The sequence below is a fragment of the Nocardia anocheti genome, assembly GCF_029675105.1.
GTDB lineage: Bacteria > Actinomycetota > Actinomycetes > Mycobacteriales > Mycobacteriaceae > Nocardia.
The window spans coordinates 48131-74032 of sequence record NZ_JAQQFV010000010.1 but is presented as its reverse complement, the minus strand read 5'-3'; the positions used below and the strand labels follow the sequence as shown (position 1 = coordinate 74032).

At 67.4% G+C, this 25902-nt stretch carries 25 protein-coding genes and 1 tRNA gene; 9 read left to right on the top strand and 17 right to left on the bottom strand.

The genetic code is table 11. The features are described from left to right. Nucleotides 1–21 precede the first annotated feature (21 nt). The gene (locus tag QC180_RS25000; protein WP_278265256.1) at nucleotides 22–393 is read left to right on the top strand and encodes an effector-associated constant component EACC1; all 372 of its coding nucleotides are present in this window, start codon (nucleotides 22–24) and stop codon (nucleotides 391–393) included. Nucleotides 394–660: 267 nt separating this feature from the next. On the opposite strand, the gene QC180_RS24995 is transcribed toward QC180_RS25000, so the two are convergent. The 5 genes from QC180_RS24995 to QC180_RS24980 all read right to left on the bottom strand — a co-directional run bounded on the left by QC180_RS24995 (nucleotide 661) and on the right by QC180_RS24980 (nucleotide 5293). After that, a complete protein-coding gene (locus QC180_RS24995) occupies nucleotides 661–2310 on the bottom strand; it encodes a caspase, EACC1-associated type (protein WP_347567352.1) in 1650 nt (549 codons plus the stop codon). Nucleotides 2311–2750: 440 nt separating this feature from the next. After that, complete coding sequence (locus tag QC180_RS30415; RefSeq protein ID WP_474646531.1) at nucleotides 2751–3020, bottom strand: DDE-type integrase/transposase/recombinase; 270 nt, start codon at nucleotides 3018–3020, stop codon at nucleotides 2751–2753. Nucleotides 3021–3580: 560 nt separating this feature from the next. Continuing rightward, nucleotides 3581–3745, bottom strand: a complete 165-nt coding sequence (locus QC180_RS24990; RefSeq protein WP_278265254.1) for a hypothetical protein — start codon at nucleotides 3743–3745, stop codon at nucleotides 3581–3583. 842 nt (nucleotides 3746–4587) lie between these two features. Further along, nucleotides 4588–4661: transfer RNA gene (locus QC180_RS24985), tRNA-Pro, on the bottom strand. Nucleotides 4662–4717: 56 nt separating this feature from the next. Then, nucleotides 4718–5293, bottom strand: coding sequence for a hypothetical protein (locus QC180_RS24980; RefSeq protein ID WP_278265253.1), 576 nt, complete (start codon nucleotides 5291–5293; stop codon nucleotides 4718–4720). Nucleotides 5294–5637: 344 nt separating this feature from the next. Here QC180_RS24980 and QC180_RS24975 point away from each other — a divergent pair, with 344 nt between their 5' ends. Then, nucleotides 5638–7683 (top strand): nitrate- and nitrite sensing domain-containing protein, encoded by a 2046-nt coding sequence (locus tag QC180_RS24975; RefSeq protein ID WP_278265252.1) that lies wholly within the window; start codon nucleotides 5638–5640, stop codon nucleotides 7681–7683. Here QC180_RS24975 and QC180_RS24970 read toward each other — a convergent pair. Together QC180_RS24970 and QC180_RS24965 are read right to left on the bottom strand one after the other, a co-directional pair. After that, nucleotides 7634–9046 (bottom strand): sensor histidine kinase, encoded by a 1413-nt coding sequence (locus QC180_RS24970; protein WP_278265251.1) that lies wholly within the window; start codon nucleotides 9044–9046, stop codon nucleotides 7634–7636. The two genes, QC180_RS24975 and QC180_RS24970, sit on opposite strands and share 50 nt — an antisense overlap. Continuing rightward, on the bottom strand, nucleotides 9043–9726 hold the full coding sequence (locus QC180_RS24965) for a response regulator transcription factor (protein ID WP_278265422.1): 684 nt from the start codon (nucleotides 9724–9726) through the stop codon (nucleotides 9043–9045). Before QC180_RS24965 ends, QC180_RS24970 begins: the two co-directional genes overlap by 4 nt. A gap of 273 nt (nucleotides 9727–9999) precedes the next feature. Between QC180_RS24965 and QC180_RS24960 the strand changes: the two genes are divergently transcribed. The 5 genes from QC180_RS24960 (at nucleotide 10000) to QC180_RS24945 (ending at nucleotide 13700) form a co-directional block, all read left to right on the top strand. After that, complete coding sequence (locus tag QC180_RS24960; protein WP_347567351.1) at nucleotides 10000–10725, top strand: cutinase family protein; 726 nt, start codon at nucleotides 10000–10002, stop codon at nucleotides 10723–10725. Then, nucleotides 10719–10904, top strand: a complete 186-nt coding sequence (locus QC180_RS30270) for a hypothetical protein (protein WP_347567350.1) — start codon at nucleotides 10719–10721, stop codon at nucleotides 10902–10904. Before QC180_RS24960 ends, QC180_RS30270 begins: the two co-directional genes overlap by 7 nt. A 59-nt stretch (nucleotides 10905–10963) precedes the next feature. After that, nucleotides 10964–11674, top strand: coding sequence for a DUF8020 domain-containing protein (locus QC180_RS24955; RefSeq protein ID WP_278265250.1), 711 nt, complete (start codon nucleotides 10964–10966; stop codon nucleotides 11672–11674). A 242-nt stretch (nucleotides 11675–11916) separates the two neighbouring features. Further along, a complete protein-coding gene (locus QC180_RS24950) occupies nucleotides 11917–12894 on the top strand; it encodes an alpha/beta hydrolase (RefSeq protein WP_278265249.1) in 978 nt (325 codons plus the stop codon). Nucleotides 12895–13034: 140 nt separating this feature from the next. After that, entirely contained in the window at nucleotides 13035–13700 is a 666-nt protein-coding gene (locus QC180_RS24945; protein WP_278265248.1) for a TetR/AcrR family transcriptional regulator, read from the top strand. Nucleotides 13701–13709: 9 nt separating this feature from the next. Here the strand turns inward: QC180_RS24945 and QC180_RS24940 are convergent, their stop codons facing one another. Continuing rightward, a complete protein-coding gene (locus QC180_RS24940; protein WP_278265247.1) occupies nucleotides 13710–14120 on the bottom strand; it encodes a hypothetical protein in 411 nt (136 codons plus the stop codon). Between the two features lie 440 nt (nucleotides 14121–14560). Between QC180_RS24940 and QC180_RS24935 the strand changes: the two genes are divergently transcribed. Beyond that, entirely contained in the window at nucleotides 14561–15604 is a 1044-nt protein-coding gene (locus QC180_RS24935; protein WP_278265246.1) for an amidohydrolase family protein, read from the top strand. A 23-nt stretch (nucleotides 15605–15627) separates the two neighbouring features. Next, nucleotides 15628–16275 carry a TetR/AcrR family transcriptional regulator gene (locus QC180_RS24930; RefSeq protein ID WP_278265245.1) on the top strand — a complete coding sequence of 216 codons (648 nt, stop codon included), beginning with the start codon at nucleotides 15628–15630 and terminating at the stop codon, nucleotides 16273–16275. Here the strand turns inward: QC180_RS24930 and QC180_RS24925 are convergent. The 9 genes from QC180_RS24925 to QC180_RS24885 form a co-directional block, all read right to left on the bottom strand. Continuing rightward, nucleotides 16232–16876: a TetR/AcrR family transcriptional regulator gene (locus tag QC180_RS24925; RefSeq protein WP_278265244.1), complete on the bottom strand. Its 645-nt coding sequence runs from the start codon at nucleotides 16874–16876 to the stop codon at nucleotides 16232–16234. The genes QC180_RS24930 and QC180_RS24925 overlap by 44 nt on opposite strands. A gap of 96 nt (nucleotides 16877–16972) precedes the next feature. Continuing rightward, nucleotides 16973–17983 (bottom strand): 4-hydroxy-2-oxovalerate aldolase, encoded by a 1011-nt coding sequence (gene dmpG / locus QC180_RS24920; protein ID WP_278265243.1) that lies wholly within the window; start codon nucleotides 17981–17983, stop codon nucleotides 16973–16975. Next, nucleotides 17980–18924: an acetaldehyde dehydrogenase (acetylating) gene (locus QC180_RS24915; RefSeq protein ID WP_278265242.1), complete on the bottom strand. Its 945-nt coding sequence runs from the start codon at nucleotides 18922–18924 to the stop codon at nucleotides 17980–17982. Before QC180_RS24915 ends, dmpG begins: the two co-directional genes overlap by 4 nt. After that, the gene (locus QC180_RS24910; protein WP_278265241.1) at nucleotides 18921–19739 is read right to left on the bottom strand and encodes a 2-keto-4-pentenoate hydratase; all 819 of its coding nucleotides are present in this window, start codon (nucleotides 19737–19739) and stop codon (nucleotides 18921–18923) included. The genes QC180_RS24915 and QC180_RS24910 overlap by 4 nt, the downstream gene beginning before the upstream one ends. Next, the gene (gene mhpA / locus QC180_RS24905; RefSeq protein WP_278265240.1) at nucleotides 19736–21490 is read right to left on the bottom strand and encodes a bifunctional 3-(3-hydroxy-phenyl)propionate/3-hydroxycinnamic acid hydroxylase MhpA; all 1755 of its coding nucleotides are present in this window, start codon (nucleotides 21488–21490) and stop codon (nucleotides 19736–19738) included. The genes QC180_RS24910 and mhpA overlap by 4 nt, the downstream gene beginning before the upstream one ends. Beyond that, nucleotides 21487–22509, bottom strand: coding sequence for a VOC family protein (locus tag QC180_RS24900; protein ID WP_278265239.1), 1023 nt, complete (start codon nucleotides 22507–22509; stop codon nucleotides 21487–21489). The genes mhpA and QC180_RS24900 overlap by 4 nt, the downstream gene beginning before the upstream one ends. Continuing rightward, the gene (locus QC180_RS24895) at nucleotides 22506–23366 is read right to left on the bottom strand and encodes an alpha/beta fold hydrolase (protein ID WP_278265421.1); all 861 of its coding nucleotides are present in this window, start codon (nucleotides 23364–23366) and stop codon (nucleotides 22506–22508) included. Before QC180_RS24895 ends, QC180_RS24900 begins: the two co-directional genes overlap by 4 nt. Nucleotides 23367–23475: 109 nt before the next feature. Continuing rightward, nucleotides 23476–24156, bottom strand: coding sequence for a lysophospholipid acyltransferase family protein (locus tag QC180_RS24890; RefSeq protein ID WP_278265238.1), 681 nt, complete (start codon nucleotides 24154–24156; stop codon nucleotides 23476–23478). Nucleotides 24157–24607: 451 nt separating this feature from the next. Further along, complete coding sequence (locus tag QC180_RS24885; protein WP_278265237.1) at nucleotides 24608–25897, bottom strand: YhgE/Pip domain-containing protein; 1290 nt, start codon at nucleotides 25895–25897, stop codon at nucleotides 24608–24610. Between the last annotated feature and the right edge of the window lie 5 nt (nucleotides 25898–25902).

Sequence of the window (25902 nt, the reverse complement as noted above, 5' to 3'; positions counted from 1 at the left end):
CCGTTGCTCAAGGATGAACGTATGCCGAACTTGCAGGAGACACTGTCGATCCGCACCGATGGCAACGTCGATGACCTACTGAGTCTCGTGGACTGGTTCAAGCGTGACGACGCGCTTCGTGGCCGCGTGATGCTGCGTTCAGCCGAGATCAGTGATGGTCAGATGGGCGACATTTACCAGGTGGCGGAGATCGTCGGAGGCGGGCTCGCTGGGGCCTTGGGAACATCGCTGACGACCTGGCTGATCAATCGCCGCTCTGATGTGAAGGTCATCCTTCGTAACCCGCGCGGCCTTGAGCTCGAGGTTGATGCCAAGCGCGTAAATGCGATCGAACTTGTCACGGAGATCAACAAGCTCTCCGAACAGCCAGGCGGCACCGCGTCTGCCGACTGAACGCCATTGCGAAGGGCGATCTTTTCCCGACTCGCCGAGTTCCGAGGAATCATTGGCGATTCCATGGCCGGGTCCGTACCCACCTGCGCTGGTAGGGTTTTCTCTACCGACCCAGGTGGTCGGTGTGTCGATCCAGGTGGTCGGCACAGCTTCACCCTGGTGCGTCTGGGTCGGACAATGTCCGAGCTGGCCGTGCCACGCAACACCCTGGGCTCGGGTGGGGGTCGAGGACATAGACCGGCCCTCATCCGGATCCTCGCAGAATGCTCAGGCCCGCACGACAACAGGCAGTTGTGCAAGCTTGCGTCGAGCACGTTCCAATCGCACCAGCATCTGTTCGAGATCGATCCTGCTCACGGAATTGGCGGCCGGGCCGCCTGCGCGAGAGAGCACTCGACCCAAGGAGCCGAGCTCCTTGCGAGAAAGCATCGGCACCCACTCGCACAGGTCTTCGAGCGTCACGAAGCAACCGAGACCGCTTCCGAGCATGCTCGGCAACCTGACGTGGGGCCCGCACGCTGTCTGCAGCAAACTCGCCGCCCGCGCTGCCTCGGCAGCGTAGTCGGCGTGCTCGTCACCGTAGCTGGCGTGGCGAACCGGCCCGAGATCGATCACATGTCGACGGCTGAGGAGCAAACGATGCAAGCCCCGATCCAGCTTCCGAATTCGAGCTGCGACAACGGTTCCTACTGCCGGCGTTGGATCCGTATCGTGCAGTTGCGCGTGTACCCAGGGAACGAAACCCCGCACATGATCTTCCACTGCAAGGTGAAGTCCGTTGACGCCGTGATGGAGCACACGACCTCTGACGATGTCGCGGCGCCGGTGCCGCTCGATCATTTCAGGCCACTTCTCTTCACACTCGTGTCGGCGTAGGGACAGTTCTGCGAACGTCTCGTCGTCGGTGAGTTTGAGGAAACGAGCGACGACTACGGCGCCGGGGTCGATACGACCACGGGGGTCGCTGGGCTTTGCGGCGTCGATCTCGTTGCCAGAGATGATCCCCGTCAGTCCTGAACTGCTCACGACGGCGATGCCTTTGGCGTCTACGCCGGTGACTGTTGCGTGTATCCTGCCACCGAACCGGGGAATCGAACGCACGTCACCCACAGAGCCGATCGGCTGAACCGAGGAGCTCAAGTCTGGGATCGGCGAGACGGTCGTCTGCCATGGAGCTGCTCTGGACTCTCGGTCGGAGTCTGTCCGGGGGAACAGGACAAGGCGTCCGGCACTATCCGAGGAATTGCGATGCGGTTCAGGGTGGCCTGTATTACGGAGTTTGCGTTGGACGGTAGTGAAGAGCTTGTCGAGGCTGATGCCGCGGTTCGACCGGGCGGTATCCAACAGAGCAGCGGTAAACGCCGTGTGACGGTCTCCTGGCGGGGCAAGCGAAGGGGCGTTGGGCGCGCTGGAAGCGATCGTATATGCCCCAGCGATGTGGATCGCGTTTCCGACCGCGGCAGATTCGTCGGACATGACCGCCAGTGCGCGGCCGGAATAGCAGCAGTCCAGAATAAGGATGCGTGCTCTCGCGGGAGACTCACGTATCGCTGTCAGCAGTACGTCGATATGTAGAGCGCTCCATTGAACCTGATCTGGGTGAGACGTAGTCAACGCGAGATGCAATCGTCCGCTCGAGTCCGGCTGACCGTGTCCGGCGTAGTACACCAAGAGGGTATCCGTGGCTTCCGCAGCAGCGCGCAGGATCACTGGGCCGATGTCTCCTGGCGTCCTGGGATCGACGATGACCGAACAATTATCTGAAGTGAAAGCTCCACCCTCGACTGTGAGCGCGCTCTGCAGGTCTGCCAGGTTGTTGGCAACTGCCGGCAACTCCGGATAGTCCGAAAAAGTACTGGCACCGATCAGCACTGCGCGCGAGTCTTGCGCGCGGGGAGGCCGCCGCGTCTGGGTCATCGCTGTCCCGCCAGCGTTACGTACTCGCGGCTGGCGCGGTCCAAACCCGTTGCACTCACATCGAACTGCGAGCGGGTGGCGGTGACCGAACCAGAACCGGCACCGTCACACCGGGACAGCTCTCGCTGCGTGCAAGGCACCGCCGATATACCTGCCTTACGACGCGGTCCCGCATGGGGCGGTTCATCAGTAGCCATCACCGGCATTCGCCGACTCGCTCTCGTTCATCCATTCAGTTCGTGCAGCCTAGCGTCAGCCGCCGTCGCCACGACAGACTGCATCGACGGGTCACGATGCCGTTGGCACCCCTACGCAGGGCCCTGCGTCCCGCAGCGTGGGCTTCGGGTCTCGCGGTGATTCGCCACCGTGCCGCACCCTCCAACGTCTCGCGTTTCACGGTGGCGTTCAACGATTCCGCAAGAGCGTTGTCAGCTTTGCGCCTACCTCTCCTGTCGACTGGGTAACACCCAGCCTCGCGCACATGCCTGCGAACGCCGTTGCGGTGTACTGCTTCCGTGGTCGGCATGGAAGGAAGATCGCCGCGGCATGACTGCCGCAGGTCGCGCTGCGGCGGTGAGGGCGTTCTCGACAAGTTCGGTGCGCACTTGGTCAGCGATCGACCAGCCGACCACACGGCGGGAGAAGCAGTCGATCACAGTGGCCAAGTATGAGAACTCGCCGTCTTTTGCACGGCACGTAGGTGATGTCACCGAAGTATTTGGTGCCCGGTGCCGACGCAGCGAAATCGAGGAGGACCAGGTCTTGGGCCGGGGTATCGGCAGAACTGGGCGCGGTGGTTCGATACCGGAGGCGAAGCCGCAATCCCTCGATGTTGATCTCACACATGAGCCTTGCGACGCGTTTGTGGTCGATCCGCCCGCCGGCGGCTGCACCGTGGTTGGGCTCGCCGGTGATCCTGGCCCCGCAGCTGTATCGGCGTCGTGGACCGCACGGATCCGGGTGGCGAGTTCAGCATCAGCGCGGACTGCTCGGTTGTCGGCGGCACCTGATCCAGGCGTAGTACGACGAGCGGGCGAGGCCGATGACCTGGCATAACCGCTTCTCCACGAAGGTGTCGGAGTGGTCGGCGACGAACTGGAAGCGGACCAACAGCGCGTCTCCCGGCGAAATATTTGTCCGCCGATCGCAGGATGTAACGCTCGGTCCCGAGCTTTGTCTTCTCCGCCTTCACCTGGGCGAGCTCTGCCCGCAGGCGGGCCGTTTCCTGCTCGGGGGCTTCCTCGGTGGCGGACTCGGGGACCGGATTTGTTCAGGGTTTCCGGATCGGGACGCCGCCCATGTTGAGACACGCTGTCAGCGAGCTGTGGGAGATGCCGAGGTCGGCGGCGATAACGACCACCGTCGCGTCTGCGTCGTCGCGGTAAAGCGCGACCGTGCCGCGGCGGAACTCGTCGATGTAGTGATCCTTGTACATCGAGTGAATCTTCTCGCCTTCCCTGGTCAGACCAAGCTAATGGGCACTCATCACCCAGGATCAGGGCCCGGCCGCCTATCGCAGCGCGGAGCAGATGTACTGGTTTCGTGCGGTGTCGGCGGTAAGTTCGTCGTCTCGACAGGAGATCCGTCCTCGCTCCATGAGGTGGTCAGCGCTTGTTCTCGCCGCGCCAGCCTGTGTCGCGGTCTCCGGGCTGTCGAACCAGCATTCGCCCAGCAGCGGCGCGACTTCGCTTTCCACAATGCTGACAAACCAGCTGGGTTCGTCGGACTCGATGTCTGCGGGAGTGAAGTACCTGCGCCCGACCTAGAATGCAAGGGCGATTCATCAGTCCGATCCCCGGCACATATCAGAGGTGTACAAGTACGTTGCCGGGCCGACGTGACGAATACCCACCTTCGAGAGCTCTCGGACAGGTGTCTTGCCTCAACAACATTGCTCACTGAGGCGAGACCTTCCCCTGCGTCCTACACCGCCGCCACGGCGTGGGTGCCACTCAGCTTATGCATCGCATGTCCACAGAGCGGGGGCCGCACCTAGAACCGATCGCAGCCGCCTGGTGTCGCGAGACGAACGACGTCGCTAGGCGTGCGGACACCGGGAGGCATGCCCGCGCCGCCACCCTCCGGCGCGTCCGCACGACGTGCACGGCGGCCCTTGTTCACACAGCATCTCGACCGCGGCCGAGAGCGCGGCGGCGAAACACTGGACGCCTGATCAGATTCGAAACTGTTGAGTTTCTGTGTAGTTTGACCAAACCACGTCAAATCTCCGGGCACGAGAAAACCCCCTCCGACCCAGGTCAGAGGGGGTTTTCGTTGTCGGGCTGACAGGATTTGAACCTGCGACCACCTGACCCCCAGTCAGGTGCGCTACCAAGCTGCGCCACAGCCCGTTCTTGCGCCCGTTGCCGGGTGCTCGGAAAGATTACCGCACTGGTCGGTGTAGGTACTAATCGGCTGGTAGATGGGGGTTTCTGGAGGAGGTCGGGGGGTAGGTGGCCAAGAGGATTCGGAGGGGTTCGGTGGCTTCCGGGTGGGTGGCTTGGAGTTCTCGGGCGTGGTGGGCGGGGTCGAGGAGGCGGAGGGCTCGGCGGGCGTAGGCGTGGATGCGGCGGGGGAGGTCGGCGCGGATGGTGGCGAGGTCGGTGGGGTCGGCGTGGCGGCCGGGGCGGGTGGGGTCGGCGTGAAGGGTCCAGGGGGTGGTGAGGTCGGCGGGGAGACCGATGGAGTCGAGGAGGCCGGGGCCGGTGGCCTGGTCGAGGGGGGTGGGCGGGAGGCCGAGTTCGGTGTCGCGGCGGGCGCAGTGTTCCCACCAGGCTCGTGGGGTGGCGGTGAGTTCGAGGCCGAAGGTGAGGACCTGCTGGCCCTCGGTCCAGGTGCGTTGTACGCGGGTGCGCCGGATGGTGGCGACACCTTCGGGGGCGAGATGGACCCAGCGGGCGTCGGCGCCGTGGAAGCCGTAGGGCTGCAGGAGATTTCCCGCCTCGCGGGTCAGGCGGCGCACTGCCGTATCCGAATCGACCATTCGAGCACAATAGCGGCGGGAGCCGACAGGGTTCGGCGCACTCGAGCGGTGTCTTCGGACTGTTTCGCGGGCGAGCATCCGACGGAGAGGTTGTCGACGCATCCGGACACCGGACCATGGACACCGCGCACCGACGGCAACCCACGGTGGAGCGCGACCCGGCACACCGGGTTGCCACCCAGGACGCACCGACGTCGCTCGCACGACACCATTTGACTGATGTTCGCATCGCATGTGATTCTTTCATCAATCAAAGGGAGCGAGCCATGAGAATCGAGCGGGACCGGCAGGAATCGAGCGTGCGCCGAGCCCGCGCCGCCCGCTTCCGAAGCAGACGGAGTGGGATGACGCAGACTCCGATCCGCCACGACACCCCCGCGCGCACCGCCGAGTCGGCGTCGCTGACGGGAATTCGCGCACGGGTGATGGCCATCGTGCTCGTCCCGAGCATCGTCTTCGCTACCGCGGTGACCGCGGTGGGCCTGCACCTCGTCGAGGAGAACCGGCAGAATCGGGCGTGGGCCGAGCTCGTCCTACGCGCGGCGCCGCATGCGGTGGACTTCAGCGAGGCCATGCTGCAGGAGCGCCGGTTGGCGATGGTTCACGTCGCACACCCGGAGCGCGGCGCCGACGAGCTCCGTAGCAGGCGCCTTCGCGTCGACGCCGCGGGCGCGGCGCTCCTGGAGGCCGCGGCGTCGCTGAGCGAACTCACCACCGGCGCGTTCGACGAATCCGCTCACCAGCTGCGTGACACGGTCCGTCGGCTCGGTGACGTGCGCGCACGTGCCGATAGCGGTGCCTCGACAGTCGACGAGGTGTACCAGGCGTACGGCCTGCTCACCGCCACCGGGACGATCGCGGTCGAGGCGTTGGTCGCCAGAGCTCCCGACGCGGACAGCGCGATCGCGTTGACCACGACCGCGACCTTGCTGCGCACCGCCGACGCCATCGCCGCGGTGCACGCGCTCCTCGCCGCCGCCGATATCGACACAGCGCTGGATCAGGCTACGTTGCAAGCGTTCGCCAACAGGGTCGGCGCGTACCACGCCGACCTGGACTCCCTGGGTCACAAGGACAATCCCACCGTCCGGCAGAAGATCGTGCAGTTGACCTCGAGCCCACAGTGGAGACAACTGGTCGAGTTCGAGAACACCGTGGTGGCCAGAGGCGCGGCCTCCACCCCGGCACACCCCACCTCGGCCACCTACGGCTCGGACGACGACCTGCCCCGGCCGTTGTCCGCCGATTCCGCAGCGGCACAGCAGATTCTGGAACTCATCGCGACCGGCCTGCTGACGCTGTGGCGATCCAACTTCGTCGGTGTCCAGCAGCGAGCGACCGATATCGCGGACAACGCGGCGCGCACCTCCACGCTGACCGTGCTCGCGGCGCTGATCATCGCCATAGCGACTTTCGTGCTGACCTCCTGGTTGGCGAGCGGACTCATTCGGCGACTCCGGCGCCTTCGACTGCACACGCTGGCCGTCGCCGACACCGAATTGCCCGCGATCTTGGCCCGGATCAACGCTGGTGAGACAGTCGAGCTGGACTCGGTGCTACCTCCGACCGACTTCGGTGACGACGAAATCGGCGAGCTCGCGGAGGCTTTCGACACCGCCCAGCGCGCGGCGGTGTCCGCGGCGATGGCCGAGGTCCGAACCCGCGGCGCGGTCAACGCGATCTTCTTGAACCTCGCACACCGCAGCCAGGCCATGGCGTATCGCCAGCTGGAAGTTCTGGATGCCGCGGAAGCTCACGAGGAGGACCCGGACAAGATGGAGCTGCTGTTCGAACTCGACCATCTGGCCACCCGGGAACGCCGCAATGCCGAGAATCTGATCATCCTCGGCGGTGAACGCCCGGGACGGCAATGGCGGCATCCGGTGACACTCAGCGACGTCGTGCGGGGTGCGATCACCGAGTCCAAGGACTACACGCGGGTCGCCCTCGACCGTTTCCCCGATGTCTCGGTCGATGGCGAAGTCGTCGCCGACGTCATCCACTTGCTGGCCGAGCTGATCGAGAACGCCACCTACTTCTCCTCCGCGACCGCACCCGTCACGGTCTCGGGCGGCCTCGTCCGGGGTGGCGCGGTCGTCGAGGTCGCCGACCGAGGGCGGGGAATGTCCCGGCAGGAACTGAACCGAGTCAATCGGATACTCGGCAGCGCACCGGATTTCGGTCTGATGCACCTGTCGAGCGATGCGCGCATGGGGTTGATCGTGGTCTCGATCCTCGCAGGCCGAAACCAGATCGAGGTTCGGCTGACCGAGTCGGACCACGGCGGAGTCAAGGCGATCGTGTTCTTGCCTCTCCCCCTGCTCGATGACAGATCGGCCGTCATGTCGCGGCGCGACTCCTCGATGATCGCGTCCCCGACCGTTCCCTGACCGGATCGCCGGGGTCGGCGAGCTCGGACGGTCCCACGACCCCGGGTTCGGGGCAGGCGAGGACGACGGCCAGCCGCAGGCCGCCGAGCGGACTCGTGATCAGTTCCGCACGCCCGCCGTGCAATTCGGCCTGCTGTGCGACCAGGGCGAGGCCAAGGCCCGATCCTTCCCGCGCCGCGCCCGAGCCCCGCCGGAATCGGCCGAACACCACGTCCCGTTCGTCCTCGGGCAATCCGACACCGTTGTCGTCGACCGTCAGCAGGAATCCGGCGGCGGTTCGGTGGACGGCGATCTCGATCCGGGTGGCCCGGCCGTGGCGGACGGCATTGGTGATCCCGTTGTCGAGGATCAGGCGGACCCCGGCCGGAGAGCACTGGCAGTCCGCTCGTTGCTCACCCGAGACGGCCACGTCGAGTTCTGGGTGGGTTCGTGCCGCGTCGGCGACGGTCACGTAGGCCAGCTCGACCAGGTCGGCCGGTTCGCTGACGTGACGCGAGGTCAGTTCGCCCGCGGCCAGCAACTCCAGTGCCACCAGCGTCGACTCCACCCGGCCGTGTTTGCGCAGGGCGTCGTCGAGGATCTGCGCGCGCTCGGCGGGGCGCAGTTCGACATCTCGCGCGATCTCGATGTCGGTGCGGATGGCGGTGAGCGGGGTGCGGAGCTCGTGGGCGGCCGTGTTCGCGAACGTCCGGGCGGTGTCGAGAGCCGCGATCGTGCGCTGCTGGGCGGAGTCGATCCGCGCGAGCATGGACCGCACCGAGACGGCGAGCCGATCGGCTTCGCGCACACGGAACCGACCACCCGCCTCGGGCAGGGCATCACCGGCATCGATGCGGCGGGTCAGGTCGACGATCGGCCGGATCGCCCGGCCGCCGAGTATCCAGCCCAAGCCCGATGCCACCGCGATCGCCGCCGCTCCGGCGAGCAGGACGTGCTGACGCTGTTCCCGGGTCACCGATTCCGCCGCCGACAGTGGCGCGGCGACCGACACGAGGTGGGGGCCGATCGGAGACTGCCCGACCACCATGGTCTTGACGCGGTAGCCGACATCCTCCATCGCCAGTGTCTGATGCCCTTCGGGCAGCTCCGGCAGCCGCGTGGACGTGCTGGCGAGGACGGTGCCGTCCTGATGCAGGGTGATCGCGGCGACGCCACCATCGCGCAGGCTGCCGATGAACAGTTGCGCGGTACCGACATTCGCTTCGACCAGACCGGTCATGACGTCCAGTTGCTCGTCGACGTGCCTGATGTTGTTCCGCTCGATCGCGACGAACAGGAAGACGGCGAGCGCCCCCACGATGAGCGTCGTTCCGGTCGCGGCCGCCACCGCGACCCGTGTTCGCAGGGAGAGATTCCCCCTCACAACCGCTCCTCCCGGAGCACGAATCCGACCGCGCGCACCGTGTGCAGCACGCGGGGCGCGCCGTCGATCTCGAGCTTGCGGCGGATGTGCCCGACGACGACGTCGACGACATTGGTCTGCGGCCGGAAGTCGTATCCCCACACCGTCTCCAGCAGCCGGTCGCGGGTCACGACCGCCCCGTGGTGGGTGGCCAGGACACTGATCAGCTCGAATTCCCGCCGCGTCAACGAAATCTCGCGGCCACCGACCGTCACCCGCCGCGCCGCGAACTCGACCCGCAATGCCCCGACGACCACCGACTCCTGCGCGGCGCTCCAGCCACTGCCGCGCCGTCGCAGCAGCGCGCGCAACCGCGCGGTCAGTTCGACGAAGTCGAACGGCTTGGTCAGATAGTCGTCCGCGCCCAGCTCGAGTCCTTCGATCCGGTCCGATACCCGCGTGCGCGCGCTCACCACACAGATGGGCACATCGTTGCCGAGTGCTCGCAGGGCGGTGATGAGGGCCAGGCCGTCCAGGCCCGGCATCTCGATGTCGAGTACCACCACGTCGGGTAGCTGGTCGCGGGTCGCGGACAGCGCGGCGGCGCCGTCGGCCGCGGTACACACCGCGAAGCCGTTGAGGCGCAGACCACGTTCCAGCGATTCACGGACGTCGGCGTCGTCGTCGACGACCAGCACCATCCCGCGCTCACCCGAAACGGCGGAACCCGCACGGGCGGCCACGTCGCGCAGCGGCGTCGTGCGCGCCGTGGTCGGTGCGTTCACCTGAATTCACTTCCTCTGCCGGTCGAAACGCTTCCTGTCGGAGGTTTACCGATTGCTTGAGAGTTCTCTGACGACGATTGACTGATCAGAACATCATCTGTGACGTTTTATACCACCAGGGCGCAGATCCGCCGATGACGCCGGTCACGCTCCTGCCGACCCAGCGCCGATCGACGAAGGAGCACGACCGTGCGGACGAACATGCACACCGCGGCCATCGTGTTGGCCGCCGGTACGGCGATCGCGCTCACGACCGGAACAACCGGCACGGTGACGAGCGACGCCGCAGCGGATCCAGGCTGCCCCGGCCTCTCGGTCATCGCGATTCCGGGCACCTGGGAAACCGGTGCGGCCCGGCACACCACGGGCCCCGGCATGCTCGCCGGGGTGACCGACGGTCTGCCCGCGAGCGAGCAGGTCACCTATGTCGACTATCCCGCGACGGCCTTCCCCTGGGAGGGCAAGGTCTATGGCGCGTCGCAGCAGGTCGCCGTCGATACCGCGCGCGAGTTGATCCGCACCACGGCCGACCGCTGCCCCGGCACCGACTTCGCCGTGATCGGCTACAGCCAGGGCGCCGACGCCGCAGGCGATCTGGTGGCGGAGATCGGCCGGGGCGGTGGCGTCGTGCGCCGGATCGCGTACGGGCCGTCGGCCTGCTCTCCGATCCCCAGCGATCGCGGGCCGATACCCAGGTCGGCCCGCCCGCCCACGGCGTCGGCGTCCGAGGGCCGCGTCCCGGCGGGTTCGGCTCGGTCACCGGCCGCGTCCGCACGATCTGCGCCGTCGGCGATCTGTATTGCTCGACCGACGACGAGGACTTCGTCACCGCCATCGCCAGCGCCCTGGCCGGAGTCCGCGCGGACCATCCCGAGGATCTTCCCCGCTACCGGACCACAGCGGCGGAAATGCTGACCGCCCTGCGATCCGCCGACGGACAGGGCGAGCTCACCGACGCGGCTCGCGACGAACGCGCGCGTCAGCTCGCGCACTTCTACGGATCAGGGACCCACATGTGCTACGGCAGCTACCCCGTCGACAGCGGGCACACCGCCGTCACCTGGCTGCACGACTGGCTGTCGACACTCGGCTGATCCGCCCACCAGACCCGCCCGGGAAATCTCCCCCATCACGAAGAAGGAACAGAACAGAAATGCGCATCAAGCACCTCACCGCCGCATCAGCGATCCTGATCGGCGCGCTGGCCATCGGCACCGACACGGCCTATGCCACCCCGGCCGCCGACCTCGGCGTCGTGAACTACACGACGACCACGACCGACACGTCCACGCTCGTCCAGATCGACGCGGGTTCCCTGGTCGTCGAGGACGGCGCGCTGAAGGTGAAGGCACCGGACGGCAAGGTCCTCGCCGGAACCGAACTGGCGTTCCGCGTCGACGACTTCGTCTTCCCCATCGCCGCCGAGGTCGGCGAGCGGACGGCGACGCTGACCCCGCAGTTCACCCTCGACAAGGCGCACTACGAGCCGGTCGCCCTGCCGTACGAGGATCAGGCCACCTGGAAGAACGACTACGACCGGGAAAGGGACGCCTGGGCCAGGATGACGAGCACGATCGGACTCGGCGCCTCGATCGGAGCCATGGTCGGCGGGATCGGCGGCGCGGCGGTCGGTTGCGTCATCGGCGGCGTGACCGGCGCGGCACTGACCGGCGCGCTCGCGACCATGTTCGGCGGACTCCCGTCCGAGGCGCAGGGCTGCATCGCGGGTGTGGCGGCCGGTGGTTTCCTCGGTGTGCTGGCGGGACAGCTGCTCATCGCCGCGCCGGTGGCGATCTTCGCCGCGGCCCAGTACTACACCACGATCAACCAGCCGTCGGTGCAGAGCGACCAGCAGGCGAAGTAGCGATCGGGATGCCGGGCGCGCGGTGGACACCCGCGCGCCCGGCGCTCGCGCGTTCCGGAGCCACCCGCCCTCCGCGCTGGTTCTCGATACGCGGCTGCCGAACATCGCGGCCAGGTGCCCCCGCTCCGGCGAAAGCTGGAATTCGGCGACCACGACCGATTGATCCATACGCCCGGTGACCAGTGCCGAACTGGCTCCGACAACCCTTGGAAAGAGACGAAGCGTTGATCGCGCTCTCCCGAATGACATTGTGGCTGGCCCTGTTCGCATCACTCGCGTTGGTGCTGGTGGCGACACCGCGCGCGAGCGCCGCGAACCCCACCGGCGTCGACTTCTGGGTCGAATCCGATATGGGTCCCGTCAAGACTCGCGTATTCCGCGCGGCCGACGGAAACACCCAGCGCGTGGTCTATGCCCTGGATGGCATGTGGGCACGCGAGGACCTCAACGGCTGGGAGATCGAAACCGAGGTCGCCAGGACACTGACCGAGCACAACATCACTGTCGTGATGCCGGTCGGCGGGCAGTCCAGTTTCTATATGGATTGGGATCGTCCGTCGTCTCTACCGGAGAGCGCGGTATCCGAAATAGCGGGTGATTCCGTGCCCGATACCGACACCGGGCCGGGAAAGTCGTACACCTACACCTGGGAAACCTTCTTGACCCGGGTTCTGCCCGCCGCGTTGCACGAACGACTCGGCCTGTCCCCCACGCGCAACGGTGTCATCGGGCTCTCGATGGGCGGTAGTGCCGCGCTCGCGCTGGCCGCTCATCACCCGGCCCAGTTCAGCTACGCCGCGTCGCTGTCCGGATACCTGAACCCCTCGGCTCCGGGCATGCGCGGAGCGATCTCGGCCGCCATGGTCAAGGCAGGCGGCTACAATATCGCGTGCATGATCAGCTCGCCGACCTCCGACAAATGGCAGTGGATGGATCCCATGTTCCTGGCACCCGCCCTCATCCGGAACGGGACCCGGCTGTGGGTTTCGGCCGCGAATGGTGTGCCGTCCGAGGCCAGGGAACCGAGCAAGCAGGGCGCCGAGGGATCGGCACTCGAGGCGCTGTCGCTGACCAACTCGCGGTCGTTCCAGACTCGGATGACATCACTGGGCGCCACCACCGTGACCTACGACTTCCCGTCCTCGGGTGTCCACGCCTGGGCATACTGGGAAGCTCAGGTCGACAAGATGCTTCCCGTCCTGTCCGGCGCCATCGGCTGAGCCGTCAGTACGTCGGTCGCTGGGGGTCCCTCGCCGTACCCACAGCGACCGACCGACGCCCCACGTCACGAGTCCCGCGCGCATCGGTACTGAACATCCCATCAGTTATGATTGCCGCGGTAACTCGAGGTGGAGGGCAGATGACAGCCGAACAGACCACACCCACGCGCAGCGACCGCCGCCGGGAACGCACCCGCGCCGCGCTGCTCGGTGCGGCACGAAAGTTCCTGTCGGAGGGCAAGTCGGCGGTGAGCATCAAGGAGATCACCGACGCGGCGGACGTCGGGTTCGGTTCCTTCTACAACCACTTCGATTCCAAGGAACAGCTCTTCGACGAAGCCGTCCGGTCCGCGCTCGAGGTCTACAGCGAGATGCGCGATCAGGTCGTGGCTCGCTACGACGACCCGGCGGAGATCTTCGCGGTCAGCTTCCGGCTCACCGGGCGGCTGCAACGCCTGCTGCCCGAGATGGTGCGCGTCGTCCTGCATTCCGGCATGGGGGTCATGCTGCGCGACGAAGGGCTCGCGCCACGGGCCCGGCACGATATCGTCGCCGCGCAGGAGGCCGGTCGTTTCGAACCGATGGACCCGGATCTGGCGGTCATGGCCGCGGGCGGGACCCTGCTGGGACTGCTCCAGCGGCTCGATGCCGACCCGGACGCGGACGCGGCGGCACTCGCCGACGAGATGGCGTATCGGGCCCTGCGCATGTTCGGCGTGACCAAGCGGACCGCGCAGCGCCTCAGCTCCGGACCACTCCCCCAGTTGCCCGTACACCCCGACCTGCCGCTCGAAGTGGGCGAGTAGGCCCCGGTGTCACCGGTTCGGGTCGAATCCCTCGGTTCCGAGCACGAGCCGCAACCCGGGAATCCCGGAATGCGCTCGCGCATAGGCGAGTTCACGGCTGATATCGCCGACATTGTTGATGACGGGCAGCCCGAGCCCCAGGGTGGACAGCGTGCCCATCGCCCGCCCTTCCGCATCGAGGAAGGCGCTTCCACTGTCGCCCGGGATACCCGGGGTCGGTGATTTCAGGGCGTGGGTCCACCCGCCGAGCGTGCTGTCGTCGGCCAGACTCTCCCCTCGCTGCGGCGACAGGCCGGGCAGGCCGCCGCGCAATCGCGAGTTGCCATAGCTGTAGACCCGATCGCCCTGGGGCGTGCCGTTGGTGGAGGCACGGCGGGTGAAGTCACCGCGGTGCCGAGTGGCTGGCTGCCGCTGGCACATCCGTTGGTTTCGGTGGATCCACCCGTCCCGGCGCAGTGCGCGGACTGACCGAGGTAGACCTCGCCCGCGTCGTCGACGAACATGGCGGCCGTGGATCCCGCACCGCCGTCCTGGGCGCCGGTTCCACATCCCGAGATCAACAGCGCGGCGGAGCACAGGACTCCGACCGCAGGCAGGGCGACGCCGCGCCGCGGGTTCGACATCCGAACCGACCCTCTCCGCCGGTGTGGCGTACAGCGCGCGACCCCAGCTCATCGTTAGTGACTGTTTCATCAATGATGATCCATCACGACGACCAGCGCAATGGACGACTCGACCGATGTGCTGACATTTTCATCACTATAGATATAGTGTCATCGTTACTGATATAATCATCACATACATGCCGATGGTGTAGTCACACATCCGCTCACCGTGGCCACCATGAACGGAAGGACCCGATGAACGCGGACCGCATCGACGTGCATCAGCACATGATCCCGCCGGTCTACCGTGACGCGCTGCGCCGCCACGGCATCACGGCTCCGGGCGGCCGGGAGCTGCCGGACTGGTCACCGGACTCGGCCCTGCGCCTGATGACGACCGCGGGTATCTGCTCGGCGATTCTGTCGGTGTCCACGCCCGGAACCACGTTCCTGACCGACCCCGCCGAGGCCACGGCGCTGGCCCAGGCTCTCAACGACCACTCCGCCGAGATCGCGGCCGCCCATCCGGGGCAGCTGGGGTTCATGACCACGGTGCCCATGCCCGACGCGCGCGCGTCCGCGCTGGAAGCCGAGCGAGCCCTCGACACGCTCGGCGCCGACGGAGTGGTCCTGCTCGGAAACGCCGCGGGGCACTATCTCGGGTCCGAGGGTCAGGACGATCTCTTCCGCGTGCTCGACGAGCGTGCCGCCGTCGTTCTGATCCATCCGGCGGACCTTCCCGGCGAGCCGGTCTCCGGCGTCCTACCCTTTGCCGCGGACTTCCTCCTCGACACGACCCGAGCCGCTTATCTGCTGGTGCGCAACGGGATTCGACGCAAGTACCCGAACATCAAGTTCGTCCTGTCGCACGGTGGTGGCTTCGTCCCCTACGCGGCCCACCGGCTGGCGCTCACCATCTTCAGCGAAACGGGGGTGAGCCCGGCCGACCTGATCGACGAGTTCGCCGGGTTCTACTTCGATACCGCGCTGTCCTCGAGCGCGTCGGCGCTGCCGAGCCTGCTGTCGTTCGCCCGGCCGGGCCACGTCCTCTACGGCAGCGACTGGCCGTTCGCCCCCGACCCGGCGGTCCTCTACTTCGGCGGTGGCCTCGACGCCTACGCGGGTCTGGACCACACCGAGCGCCGCGCCGTCGAGCGCGTCAACGCGCTGGCCCTGTTCCCCCGGTTCGGCACCGCCCCGGCCGTCACATCGTCGACGTCGGTTCTGGACCGGGTTCGGAGCACGATTCGGCGCCAGGCGTTCCGGGGCATCGCGCGAGCGATCGGACCCCGGGCGTAGGCCGGGATGGGGAGGAAGGTTCGATGACAGCCGCACCCACCACGCGGAATCGGGTGGACAGGCGCCGGGCGCGCACGCGCAATGCGCTGTTGACCGCGGCCACCGCCTTGCTGGCCGAGGGGCGCACCGCGGTGAGCATCCAGGAGATCACCGATGCCGCCGACGTCGGATTCGGGTCGTTCTACAACCATTTCTCCTCGAAGGACGAGCTGTTCGAGGAAGCCGTCCGCAGCGTCCTGAACACCTACGGCGTGCTTCGTGACGGCGTGGTCGCGGACTATCGGGACCCGGCGGAAGTGTTCGCGGTGAGTTTCCGGATGACGGGCCGGATGCAGCGGGACTTCCCCGAAGGCGTCCGGGTGATCCTGCACTCGGGCACATCGATCCTCGTTCGCGACGAGGGCCTCGCTCCCCGCGCGCGCCGCGATATCGCGGCCGCGCAGCAGGCAGGCAGATTCGACCCGATGGATATCGAGATGGCCATGATGGCCGCGGGCGGGGCATTGTTGGGGCTGCTCCAGCTACTGGACAGTACACCCGAGGCCGACGCCGGGGAGCTGACCGATCAGGTGACCGGCCGGGTCCTGCGCATGTTCGGGATGTCCAAGGACGCCGCCGAGCGGCTGGCTACCAAGCCACTGCCCCGCGATCTGCCGAAGCCCCTCGCGTAACCACCAGCATCGCCATGCCCGTCAGGAGCCCGACCAGGCTCGACGGCGGCAGCTCCGGCGCGCGGGACAGCCCTTCGCGCGCGACCGCGTTCACCGTGGCGGTCAGCAGCCGGACGGCGTCGTCGTCGGAACGCGTCCCGGTCGCCGCCAGGAATTCCAGCGTGTGCCGGGCCCATCGGTGGGCGTGCGCCCGGCACTGCTGTGCGGCGAGTTCACCGACACCGCTCACCTCGAGCACGGCGAACCTGGCGCCGTCCGGCTCGCTCTCGATCGCGGCGAAATAGGCGGTCAGCGCGGCGCGGACGGCCTCGGCCGGTTCGACGGGCACGGATCGACCGGCGAGCGCGCCTGCCACCGCGACGGCCGCTCGGTCCTGGATCCGGCCATAGGCCGCCACGAGCACCTCGTCGAGAGTGTGGAATTCCTCGTAGAACTGCCGCTTCGACAGCGACGCCGCCGCGCAGATATCGCTGAGCGAGCAGCCGAAGCAGCCGCGCTCGGCGCAGATGCGGGTGGCCGCGTCCACGAACCGACGCCGTCGTTGCGCCTTGCGCTCGGCGACGGTCCGGCCGCCGTACCGCCTGACATCGGCGGCGGTCATGGCACTCCGCCTTCCGGTTCATGGGGACAGCGGTCCCGGCCTCCTGTGACAAAGGCCGGGACCGCGTCACCTTCCTGCCCGCGCGGGCCGGAAGTCTCAGTGATCGCCGACCAGGTCGAGCGCGATATCGGCGATCATGTCTTCCTGTCCGCCCACCAGGCCGCGACGGCCTGCGATGGTGAGCAGCGTGCGCACGTCCACGCCGTAGGTGGCCGAGGCGTTCTCCGCGTGGCGCAGGAAGCTGGAGTAGACGCCCGCGTAGCCCAGCGTCAGGGTCTCGCGGTCGACCTGGACGGGTCGGTCCATCAGCGGACGCACCAGGTCGTCGGCCGCGTCGGTCAGCCGGTCGAGGTTCGCGCCGTGTTCCCAGCCGGTCAGGTCGGCGACGGCGACGAACGCCTCGAGCGGAGTGTTGCCCGCCCCGGCGCCCAGTCCGGCCAGGGACGCGTCCACGCGGGTCACGCCCTCCTCCACCGCGACGACACTGTTGGCCACCGACAGCGAGAGGTTCTGGTGGGCGTGGATACCGATCTCGGTCTCGGACGTGAGCACGTCGCGGTAGGCCCGCACGCGGTCACGAACACCGTCCATGGTGAGCCGCCCGCCGGAATCGGTGACGTACACGCAGTGCGCGCCATAGGATTCCATGAGTTTCGCCTGCTCGGCCAGACCCTGCGGGCTGTTCATGTGGCTCATCATCAAGAAGCCGGACACGTCTATGCCGAGTTCGCGCGCGTAGGCGATGTGCTGGGCGGAGATATCGGCCTCGGTGCAGTGGGTGGCCACCCGGACCGAGCGCACGCCGAGATCGTACGCGCGACGCAGGTCCTCGATGGTGCCGATGCCGGGCAGCAGCAGGGTCGTCAGTCGGGCGAACCGCACGGCCCCCGCGGCGGCTTCGAGCCACTCCCAGTCGGTGTGGCTGCCCGGCCCGTAGTTGAGGCTGCCGCCGTGCAGGCCGTCACCGTGGGCGACCTCGATCGCGTCCACGCCCGCGGCGTCGAGCGCGGCGGCGATCCGGGCCACCCTGGCGGGATCGATGCGGTGCCGCAGTGCGTGCATCCCATCGCGCAGGGTGACGTCCTGCAGGAATATCTCGGTGCTCATCGCACACTCTCCTTCGTGGATGCCGCGATCCGCTCGGCGACCCGCACGGCGGCCGAGGTCATGATGTCGAGGTTTCCGGCGTAAGCGGGCAGGTAGTGCGCGGCACCCTCGACCTCGAGGAAGACGCTGACCTGGTGGGTGACCGAGGTGTCGCCGACGAGGGTGCGCAGGGGAGCTGCGGCCTCGACGGGCGTGATCTGCACGCTCTGCTTCAGGCGGTAGCCCGGCACGTAGGCGGCGACATCGGCCACCATCGACAGGATCGATTCCTTGATCCGCGCGTGGATTTCGGTGTCGGCGGTGTCGATGAGCGCGAGCACGGTGTCGCGCATGATCAGCGGCGGTTCCGCGGGGTTGAGCACGATGATCGCGCGGCCACGCTGGGCGCCGCCCACCGCGGCGATGGCGGTCGAGGTGGTCTCGGTGAACTCGTCGATATTGGCTCGGGTGCCGGGGCCCGCGGATTTCGACGCGATCGAGGCGACGATCTCGGCGTAGGGCACCGCGGTGACCCGGGCGATGGCCGCGACCACCGGGATGGTCGCCTGACCACCGCAGGTCACCATGTTGACGTTGTCGGCGTCCACGTGCTCGTCGAGGTTCACCGCCGGAACGACGAACGGTCCGATCGCGGCGGGCGTCAGATCGATCAAGCGTTTGCCGTAGGGGGCGAGGGCGGCGGCGTTGGCCTTGTGCGCGCCCGCCGAGGTGGCGTCGAAGACGATGTCGATGTCCGCGAAATCCGGCAGCCCGATCAGACCCCCGACCCCGTCGGAGGTGGTCTGCACACCCAACCGACCAGCGCGGGCGAGCCCGTCGGAGTTCGGGTCGATGCCGACCATGGCGGCCATGTCGAGCGTGTCGGACAGACGCAGGACCTTGATCATCAGGTCGGTGCCGATATTGCCCGATCCGATGACGGCGACTTTGGTGCGGCTCATCGCAGTTCCTCCAGGGTGAAGTCGACGGTGCCGAGCGGCCCCGAGCGCTGTGTCAGTTCGGCGTGGACCCGCGCGCCGGGCACCAGCGGCGCCATCGGCCCCAGCGCGCCGGACAACACGACCTCGCCCGCGCGCAACGGATCTCCCAGTGCCTGCGCGGTGCGCGCGAGCCAGGCCAGCGCCAGCAGGGGGTCGCCGAGGCAGTCCGCGCCCTTTCCGCGCGAGACGATCTCGCCATCGATGCGCATGGCCATCGTGATCTCGCGCGGCTCGAAGTCATCGAGGGAGAGCCGCTGTTCGCCCAGCACGAACCAGCCGCTCGAGGCGTTGTCGGCCACGGTGTCACCGAAGGTGATGTCCCAGCCCGCGATCCGACTGTCCACGATCTCGAGCGCGGGTGCGGCGTAGTCGATGGCGCCCCGCACGGAGATGGGATCGAGGTCGTCACCGGTCAGGTCGGCGCCGAGGACGAAGGCGAGTTCGGCCTCGATCTTGGGCTGCAGCAACCTCGGCCGCTCGGACAGTGGCGTCGTGCCCGCGTCCATATCGTGGAAGAGCACGCCGAAGTCGGGCTGGTCGACACCGAGTTGACGCTGCACGGCCGTGGAGGTCAAGCCGATCTTGTGCCCGACGACGCGGACGCCCTCGTCGACGCGTCGGCGCGTGCCCAGGCTCTGTACCGCGTAGGCCAGGTCCACGTCGTCGGCGCCGATCAGGTCACGCACCGCGGCCACGGGCACGCCCAGCTCCGTCGCGGTCGCCAGCCGTTCGGCGGCGGCGAGGACGGCGGGCAGTTCGCTGGTGGTCGTGGTCATCGGGCTTCCTCCAGGGGAGTCGGCGCGGCGGATGCCACGACGCGCAGCGGGCTGTGGTTGGCGGTCAGCATCGCGGGAGTGACGGCGAGGCGGACCAGCAGCGCGGTGACCAACTCGGAGGCGTCGGACTTCGCGCTGATCCCGAACACGTACCGGTCCGGCCGGAGCACGACCGTGCCGCCTTGGGCGACACCGGCTTTGGCGAACCACCGGGCCATGTCGCCGGTGTAGTCCTCGACGTCAGCGTAGTCGGTGGCGGCGACCCGGGCATCGCCCGGCTCGCCCTGCGGACGGCCACCGGTCGCGTACACGGTGACGAACTGGGTGCCGAGTATCTGCAAGGCATTGCGCTGGGCGACACTGAGTCCCTCGCGCGGATCGACACCGTAGCCGACGACGGCGAAGCCGAGGCCGAGCGCTTCGTCGAGGCGCTGGTGGCGCCCATCGAAGGTGCGGATCTCCGGCTGGGGGGCCAGCGTGCCCTCGACACCGCGCGTCAACTTGCGCGGAAGTCCGAAGTAGGCGCCGCGCTTGAACCGCGGCGACGGCTTCATCTTCGCCTCGCGGATCCACGTGTTGAGTCCGGGCACCTTCAGCGCGGCGGCCAGGGCGACATCGCGGGCACCCGCGGCGAGCTTGTTGTCGACCGAGACGAGGCTCTTGTTCAGCACCGACAGATCGATCATCGCCTTGGCGTGGGGCCGCCGCTCGGTCTCGTAGGTGTCGAGCAGGTCGAGACTCGCACCGTGCTGGATGATGGCGCCGAGCTTCCAGGACAGGTTGTCGGCGTCGCGGACACCGGAATTCATGCCCTGGCCGATGAACTGGGGCGTCATGTGCGCGGCGTCCCCGGCGAGCAGAACACGTCCCTCACGCCACTGGTCGGCGACCACGGCGTTGAAGGTGTAGACCAGTTTGCGCAGGACCGTCACCTCGTCGGGATCGACGTAGCGACCGATGAGATCGCGGACCTGGTCGGGGTCCTCCATCTCCTCTTTGCTCTGCTGGTCGTTGAGCATGAACTCGAAGCGGTGGTGTCCACCGGGTTGCGGACACGAGACCGTCGGCAGGTCGGGATCGCAGACGAAGTTGAAGTACGGCAGGTGCCGGAAGGCGTCGACGCCGTCTTCGGCGAGCAGGTCGACCACGAGCCAACGTTCCGGGTAGCTCCGACCGGTCATATCGATGCCCAGTTGGGTGCGTACCACGCTGCGGCCGCCGTCGCAGCCGACGACGAACTTCGCCCGCACCTCTTCCGAGGTGGTCGCGTCGGTATCGGCGGCGTGTTTGCCGTATCCGGTGCCGCGGCATTCGGCGTGCCGCACGAGCACACCGTCGGCATCCTGGTCGAAGTCGAGGACCTCCCTGCCACGCCGCACGGTCACGTGCGGGTAGCGGTCGAGGGCGTTCTCGAGCGTGTTCTCCAGGTAGGGCTGGTACAGGAAGTTGGCCACCGGCCACCCCAGCGGGCGCGAGACCTGGTTGAACTGGGCCAGCACCGAGCCGTCGCTGCGCACCCACTGGACCGTGCAGTCCAGATTCATCTGGGCCGAGGCCTCCTCGGCGACACCGGCGGTCTGGAAGATCCGCATGCCCTCGTCGTCGGTGTACACCGCCCGCGCCAGGCCGTAGAACTCCGGCTCCCGCTCGAGTACCAGGACCCGCACGCCACGACGGCCGAGCAGATTCGCCAGCGTCAGACCGGTGGGCCCCAAGCCGACGACTACCACGTCGTAGTCGAACGATTTCATCGCGCCATGCCTCCGCTGAGTTGGGGAACTGTGATCTCGGGTGTCCGCAGCGTGCGGACCACCTGCCGGAACTGGGTGAACTTGTCCAGCACGGTCTCGCCGACCGGGGTGTGGCCCCAGATGCTGATGCCCTGATAGGTGGTCGGCTCCCACGTCGATTCGCGTTCCGGGCCGAACACGATCGGATTCCAGCCGACCTCGAGCTCGAATCCGGACGGGGTGACGCAGTAGAAGGACAGCTCACGATCATTGGTGTGCTGACCGACCGACCAGGCCATCCGGAACCCGAGATCGGTGACACGCCCGTAGGCCGCCAGCACGTCGTCGAGCGAGCCCGACTGAATGTTGATGTGCTGCACCCGCGTTCGGACGGGGTCGATCTTCACGCCCCGGATATTGGCGATCGCGATCGAGTGGTGCCGCTCGTTCACCCGCAAGAACCTGATCTTGAGGGTGAGGCCGGAGACGTTCTCGTCGATGTAGTCGCTGAGCCGGGAGTCGAAGACCGTCTCGTAGTAGCCGCGCAGCGATTCCGGTTCCCTCGACACGATCGCGACATGTCCCATACCGGCTTCGCCGGTCACCCACCCGGAGCTGAGCATGCGCAACGGCTCGGAGGTGGTCACCGGGACGGTGAAGATCTCCTGGCGGATGCCCTTGGGCCCGGGGAACCGCCACAGCCGCTCCACGCCGCGGCGGGCCGCGTCCTCGGCGCTGCCTTCGGAGATCGGTACGCCGCGATCGGACACGCGCGCGATGATCCGATCGAAGGTTTCGTGATCGTCGACCTGCCAGCCGACGGCCGTCACGTCCTCCTGCGGACCCCGCTCCACCAGGAAACGGCACGCGTGCTCGTCGAGGCGGAACCGCAGCGTGGAACTGTCGATGTCGTCGGCGTGCATGCCGATCGCATCGACACCGAAGCGACGCCATTCGCCCAGGCACGCGGACTCCACCACGATGTAGCCCAGGTGCACTGCGCCGAAGACCGACTCGGTACTCGATACGATGCCGCTCATCGCTCGGCCTTCAGGTACGCGATCGCGAGGGTGTTGAACAGCTCGGCCCGCTCCCACTGCGCCCAGTGCCCGGTGCGCGCGACCAGGTACAGGTCGCAGTCGGGCATGGTCTCGGCGAGCATCCGGCCACCGGACGGCCGGTTGACCTTGTCGTCCTCGCCCCACACCACCAGCGTGGGATGCCGCACCTCGCTCAGGCGTGAGTCCCGGGTGAGATCCATCCGCCAGAGCGTGCGCAGCGCGAACAGACCCGAGGGCCGACGCAGCGGCGGGTTCGCGACGACCTCAGGGGCGATGCTGGCCCGGTAGCGCTCCTCGATCACTTCGTCTGGCACCGTCGCGCCGTCGTACACCAGGTACTCACGGATGAAGCGGATGATCTTCTCGCGGCTGGGGCCACTACCGGGGTAGTAGTTGAGGAGCTCCTGCAGACCCTTGGTCGGCAGGGCACGGGTGGAACCGACGCCGCCGGGACCCATCAGGACCAGACGGCCGACTTTGTCGGGGCGGTCCATCGCCAGTCGCAGTGCCGCCGCCCCGCCGTAGGAGTTACCGATGAGGTGCGCGGAGTCGATCTTCAGCACGTCGAGGAACTGGCCGAGCACGCGCGCCAGGTAGCCGAAGGGATCGGACTGGTCGATGTACTTCGACGACCGGCCGTAGCCCGGCATATCGATGACGATCACGCGGAAGTGCTCCGCCAGCGCCTCGATATTGCGCGAGTAGTTCGACAGTCCGGTCGCGCCGGGACCGCCGCCGTGCAGCAGGACGACCGCGGGGCCCGATCCGAACTCGGTGAAGTAGATCTCGCGGTTGCCGACCCGCACGGTCTGCCCGGTGTCGACTTCCTTGTCGATGCTTGTCACGATGTACCTCCCAGTGAAGTTGATAATATCATCACCTTCGATCGAATCTACGTCAAGGATTTCTGATGAAAAACTCAGCACTGGTGAGGTTGACCGGTTCTCATCCGAGCAGGAGGACACGGTTCGCGGTCTGGCGGTCCATCTCCTCCTGCATCACCCCACGCACCCGTTCGGCGAACTCCGCGGGCGACTCCCCCGGCTCGGGCCACGTGACCGGCAGCACCGTGGTCCGAATCTTGGTCGGCAGCGGGAAGTAGGGCAGCAGCCCCGCGATTCCCGCGGTGAGACCCCAGGGCAACGACAGCGTGATCGGCAGCCGCTTGAGCCGCAGCACCTCGTCGAGACGCAGCCAGCGCGCCAGCGCGCGGCCATCGGACAGGCAGATCAGCGATTCCCCCGCCCCCGACGTGACCACCGGGACGATCGGTACCCCCGCCTGGATCGCCAGCCGGGCGAATCCGGTCCGGCCCGCGAAGACGATCTCGTTGCGCTCACCCCACGACTTGAACGCGTCGACATCACCCCCGGGGAACACGAGGACATGCTCACCCCGCGCGAGGGCTCTCAGGGCATTCTCCCCGGTCGCGGGCTCGGCCCCCAGCTTGCCGAGCAGCGGACCGAGCCCGATCGCCCAGGCCATGTGATGCGTCAGGGTGACCACCCGCCGCGGATCTCCGACGTAGACGTACGCCGAGCGCGCCGCCAGGACATTCAGGTCGAAGATCCCACCGAAGCCGTGGTTGGCCACGACCAATACCGGCCCCGGCGCCGGATCGAGCACCCCGCCCACTTCATGGCGGTGATACCACCGGAACATCCCGAGAAGAAGCCGCACGACGACCGGCGTCCGCACGGCATCGACCCCCCTTCCGGCCGGTGGCGAGTCATCGAACGGCTCATCATGAAGCGGCTGAACCCCACTGTCAGACACTGCTTCTCACTTCCCACGCTTGTCGCCGCGCCACTCCCGAGCCGAACAGCACTCGAATCGATGATCGCGATATTGATCGTTTGATCATATTTGATCGCCTGATCTATAGGGTTGTGAGTTCACCCACTGGGATCGAGCACGCGCGCCATCGCCAGGCCCCCGAGACCATGACGTCGCCCCTGTGCCGCCCCGGCTCGGTGCCGATCGGGCGGTGCTCGCGGAGATCGAACCCGCGATCACGGATCTCGACGAGGCCGCCCGCCCACCTTCGGACCGGCGCCCCCGGCCGGGGCGGCGCCGGTCACTGCTGTGCGGCCGCCGGGACAGCCCGACGTTCCAGTCCCTTCTGGTCGTAGAAGATCGTCGCGGCCAGGCCGATGACCAGTCCGATCAGCAGACCGAGTAGGGCCATCCCCACTCCGTGCGCCAGACCCGAACTCGCCCGGGCGTCGTAGAAGAGGATCGCTCGCACCGCGATGAAGATCTGGTGCATCGGCTCGAAGGTGGACAGCCACGCCATCCCCCTCGGTGTCGCCTCGATCGGCACGGTTCCGCCCGCGGAGGGCAGGCCGAGAACGATGAACACGATGAGGTTCACCAGCAACCCGGCCGCGCCGAAGATCGCCAGGACGGACAGCGCGGTGACCCCGACCGCCACGATCGCCAGCACCCCGTACAGGAACAGCATCGGAGCCCGCTCGATCGACATCCCCAGCAGCGTCGCGACAGCCAGATATATCCCGGACACCACCGGCGCGACGACCACGAGAATGCCCCACTTCAGCAGCAGGGTGCGCACGCGCGAGATCGGTGTCGCCGGGTAGTGGACGTACCAGGGCCCGTATTCGGTCGGCGCGAAACCCAGTGACGAATCCACCATCGCGTGGATGATCATCGCGCCGGTGAACCCGGCGAGTAGCAGCAGCAGTGTGTAGAAGAAGGCCGACAGTCCCCCACCGGCGCCGTCGGGGAGCACGCGGAACGGCACGACCACCACCGAGACGGGCTCAGCCAGGGCCAGGCGGCTCACGCCGGAGAGTTCGGTGGCGGGCGCGTCCGATGTCGGCTGGAGCTGGTTCCGCACCCGCTCGAGCAGCTGGGCGCCCACCGCCTTGTTCGCCTCGTCCGTCGCCTGGGTGGTGATGCGCAGCAGGATCTGGGTGGCGTAGGCGCCCGCCGCCGGATTCGTTTCGACAGTGATGACGGGCCAATCGACGTCGCCGGGCACGACACCGGCCGCGCCCAGGATCGAGACACGCTTGGTGAAGTCGCTCGGGATGACGATCGCCCCGTAGATCTCGCCGTCGAGCATGGCCCGATGCAGCTCCGGCAGGCCCATCTCACGCAGCTCGACTTTGTCGGCGGGGATCCGCTGAACCATCGAGGCCGCGATCTGGTCGCCCACATCGACCTGCTCACCTCCGACCGTGTCGCCGACATCGAGGTTGACCAGTCCGATCGGGAAGTCGTGCAGGTTCTTCTCCGGATCGACGATGTATCCCAGATACATCGTCGCCAGTAGGGCCGCGAGCACCGCGACAACGGCGCCGGGGCGGAGCCATCCAGCCAGATTCCTTCCGGTGACCACCATGGAAC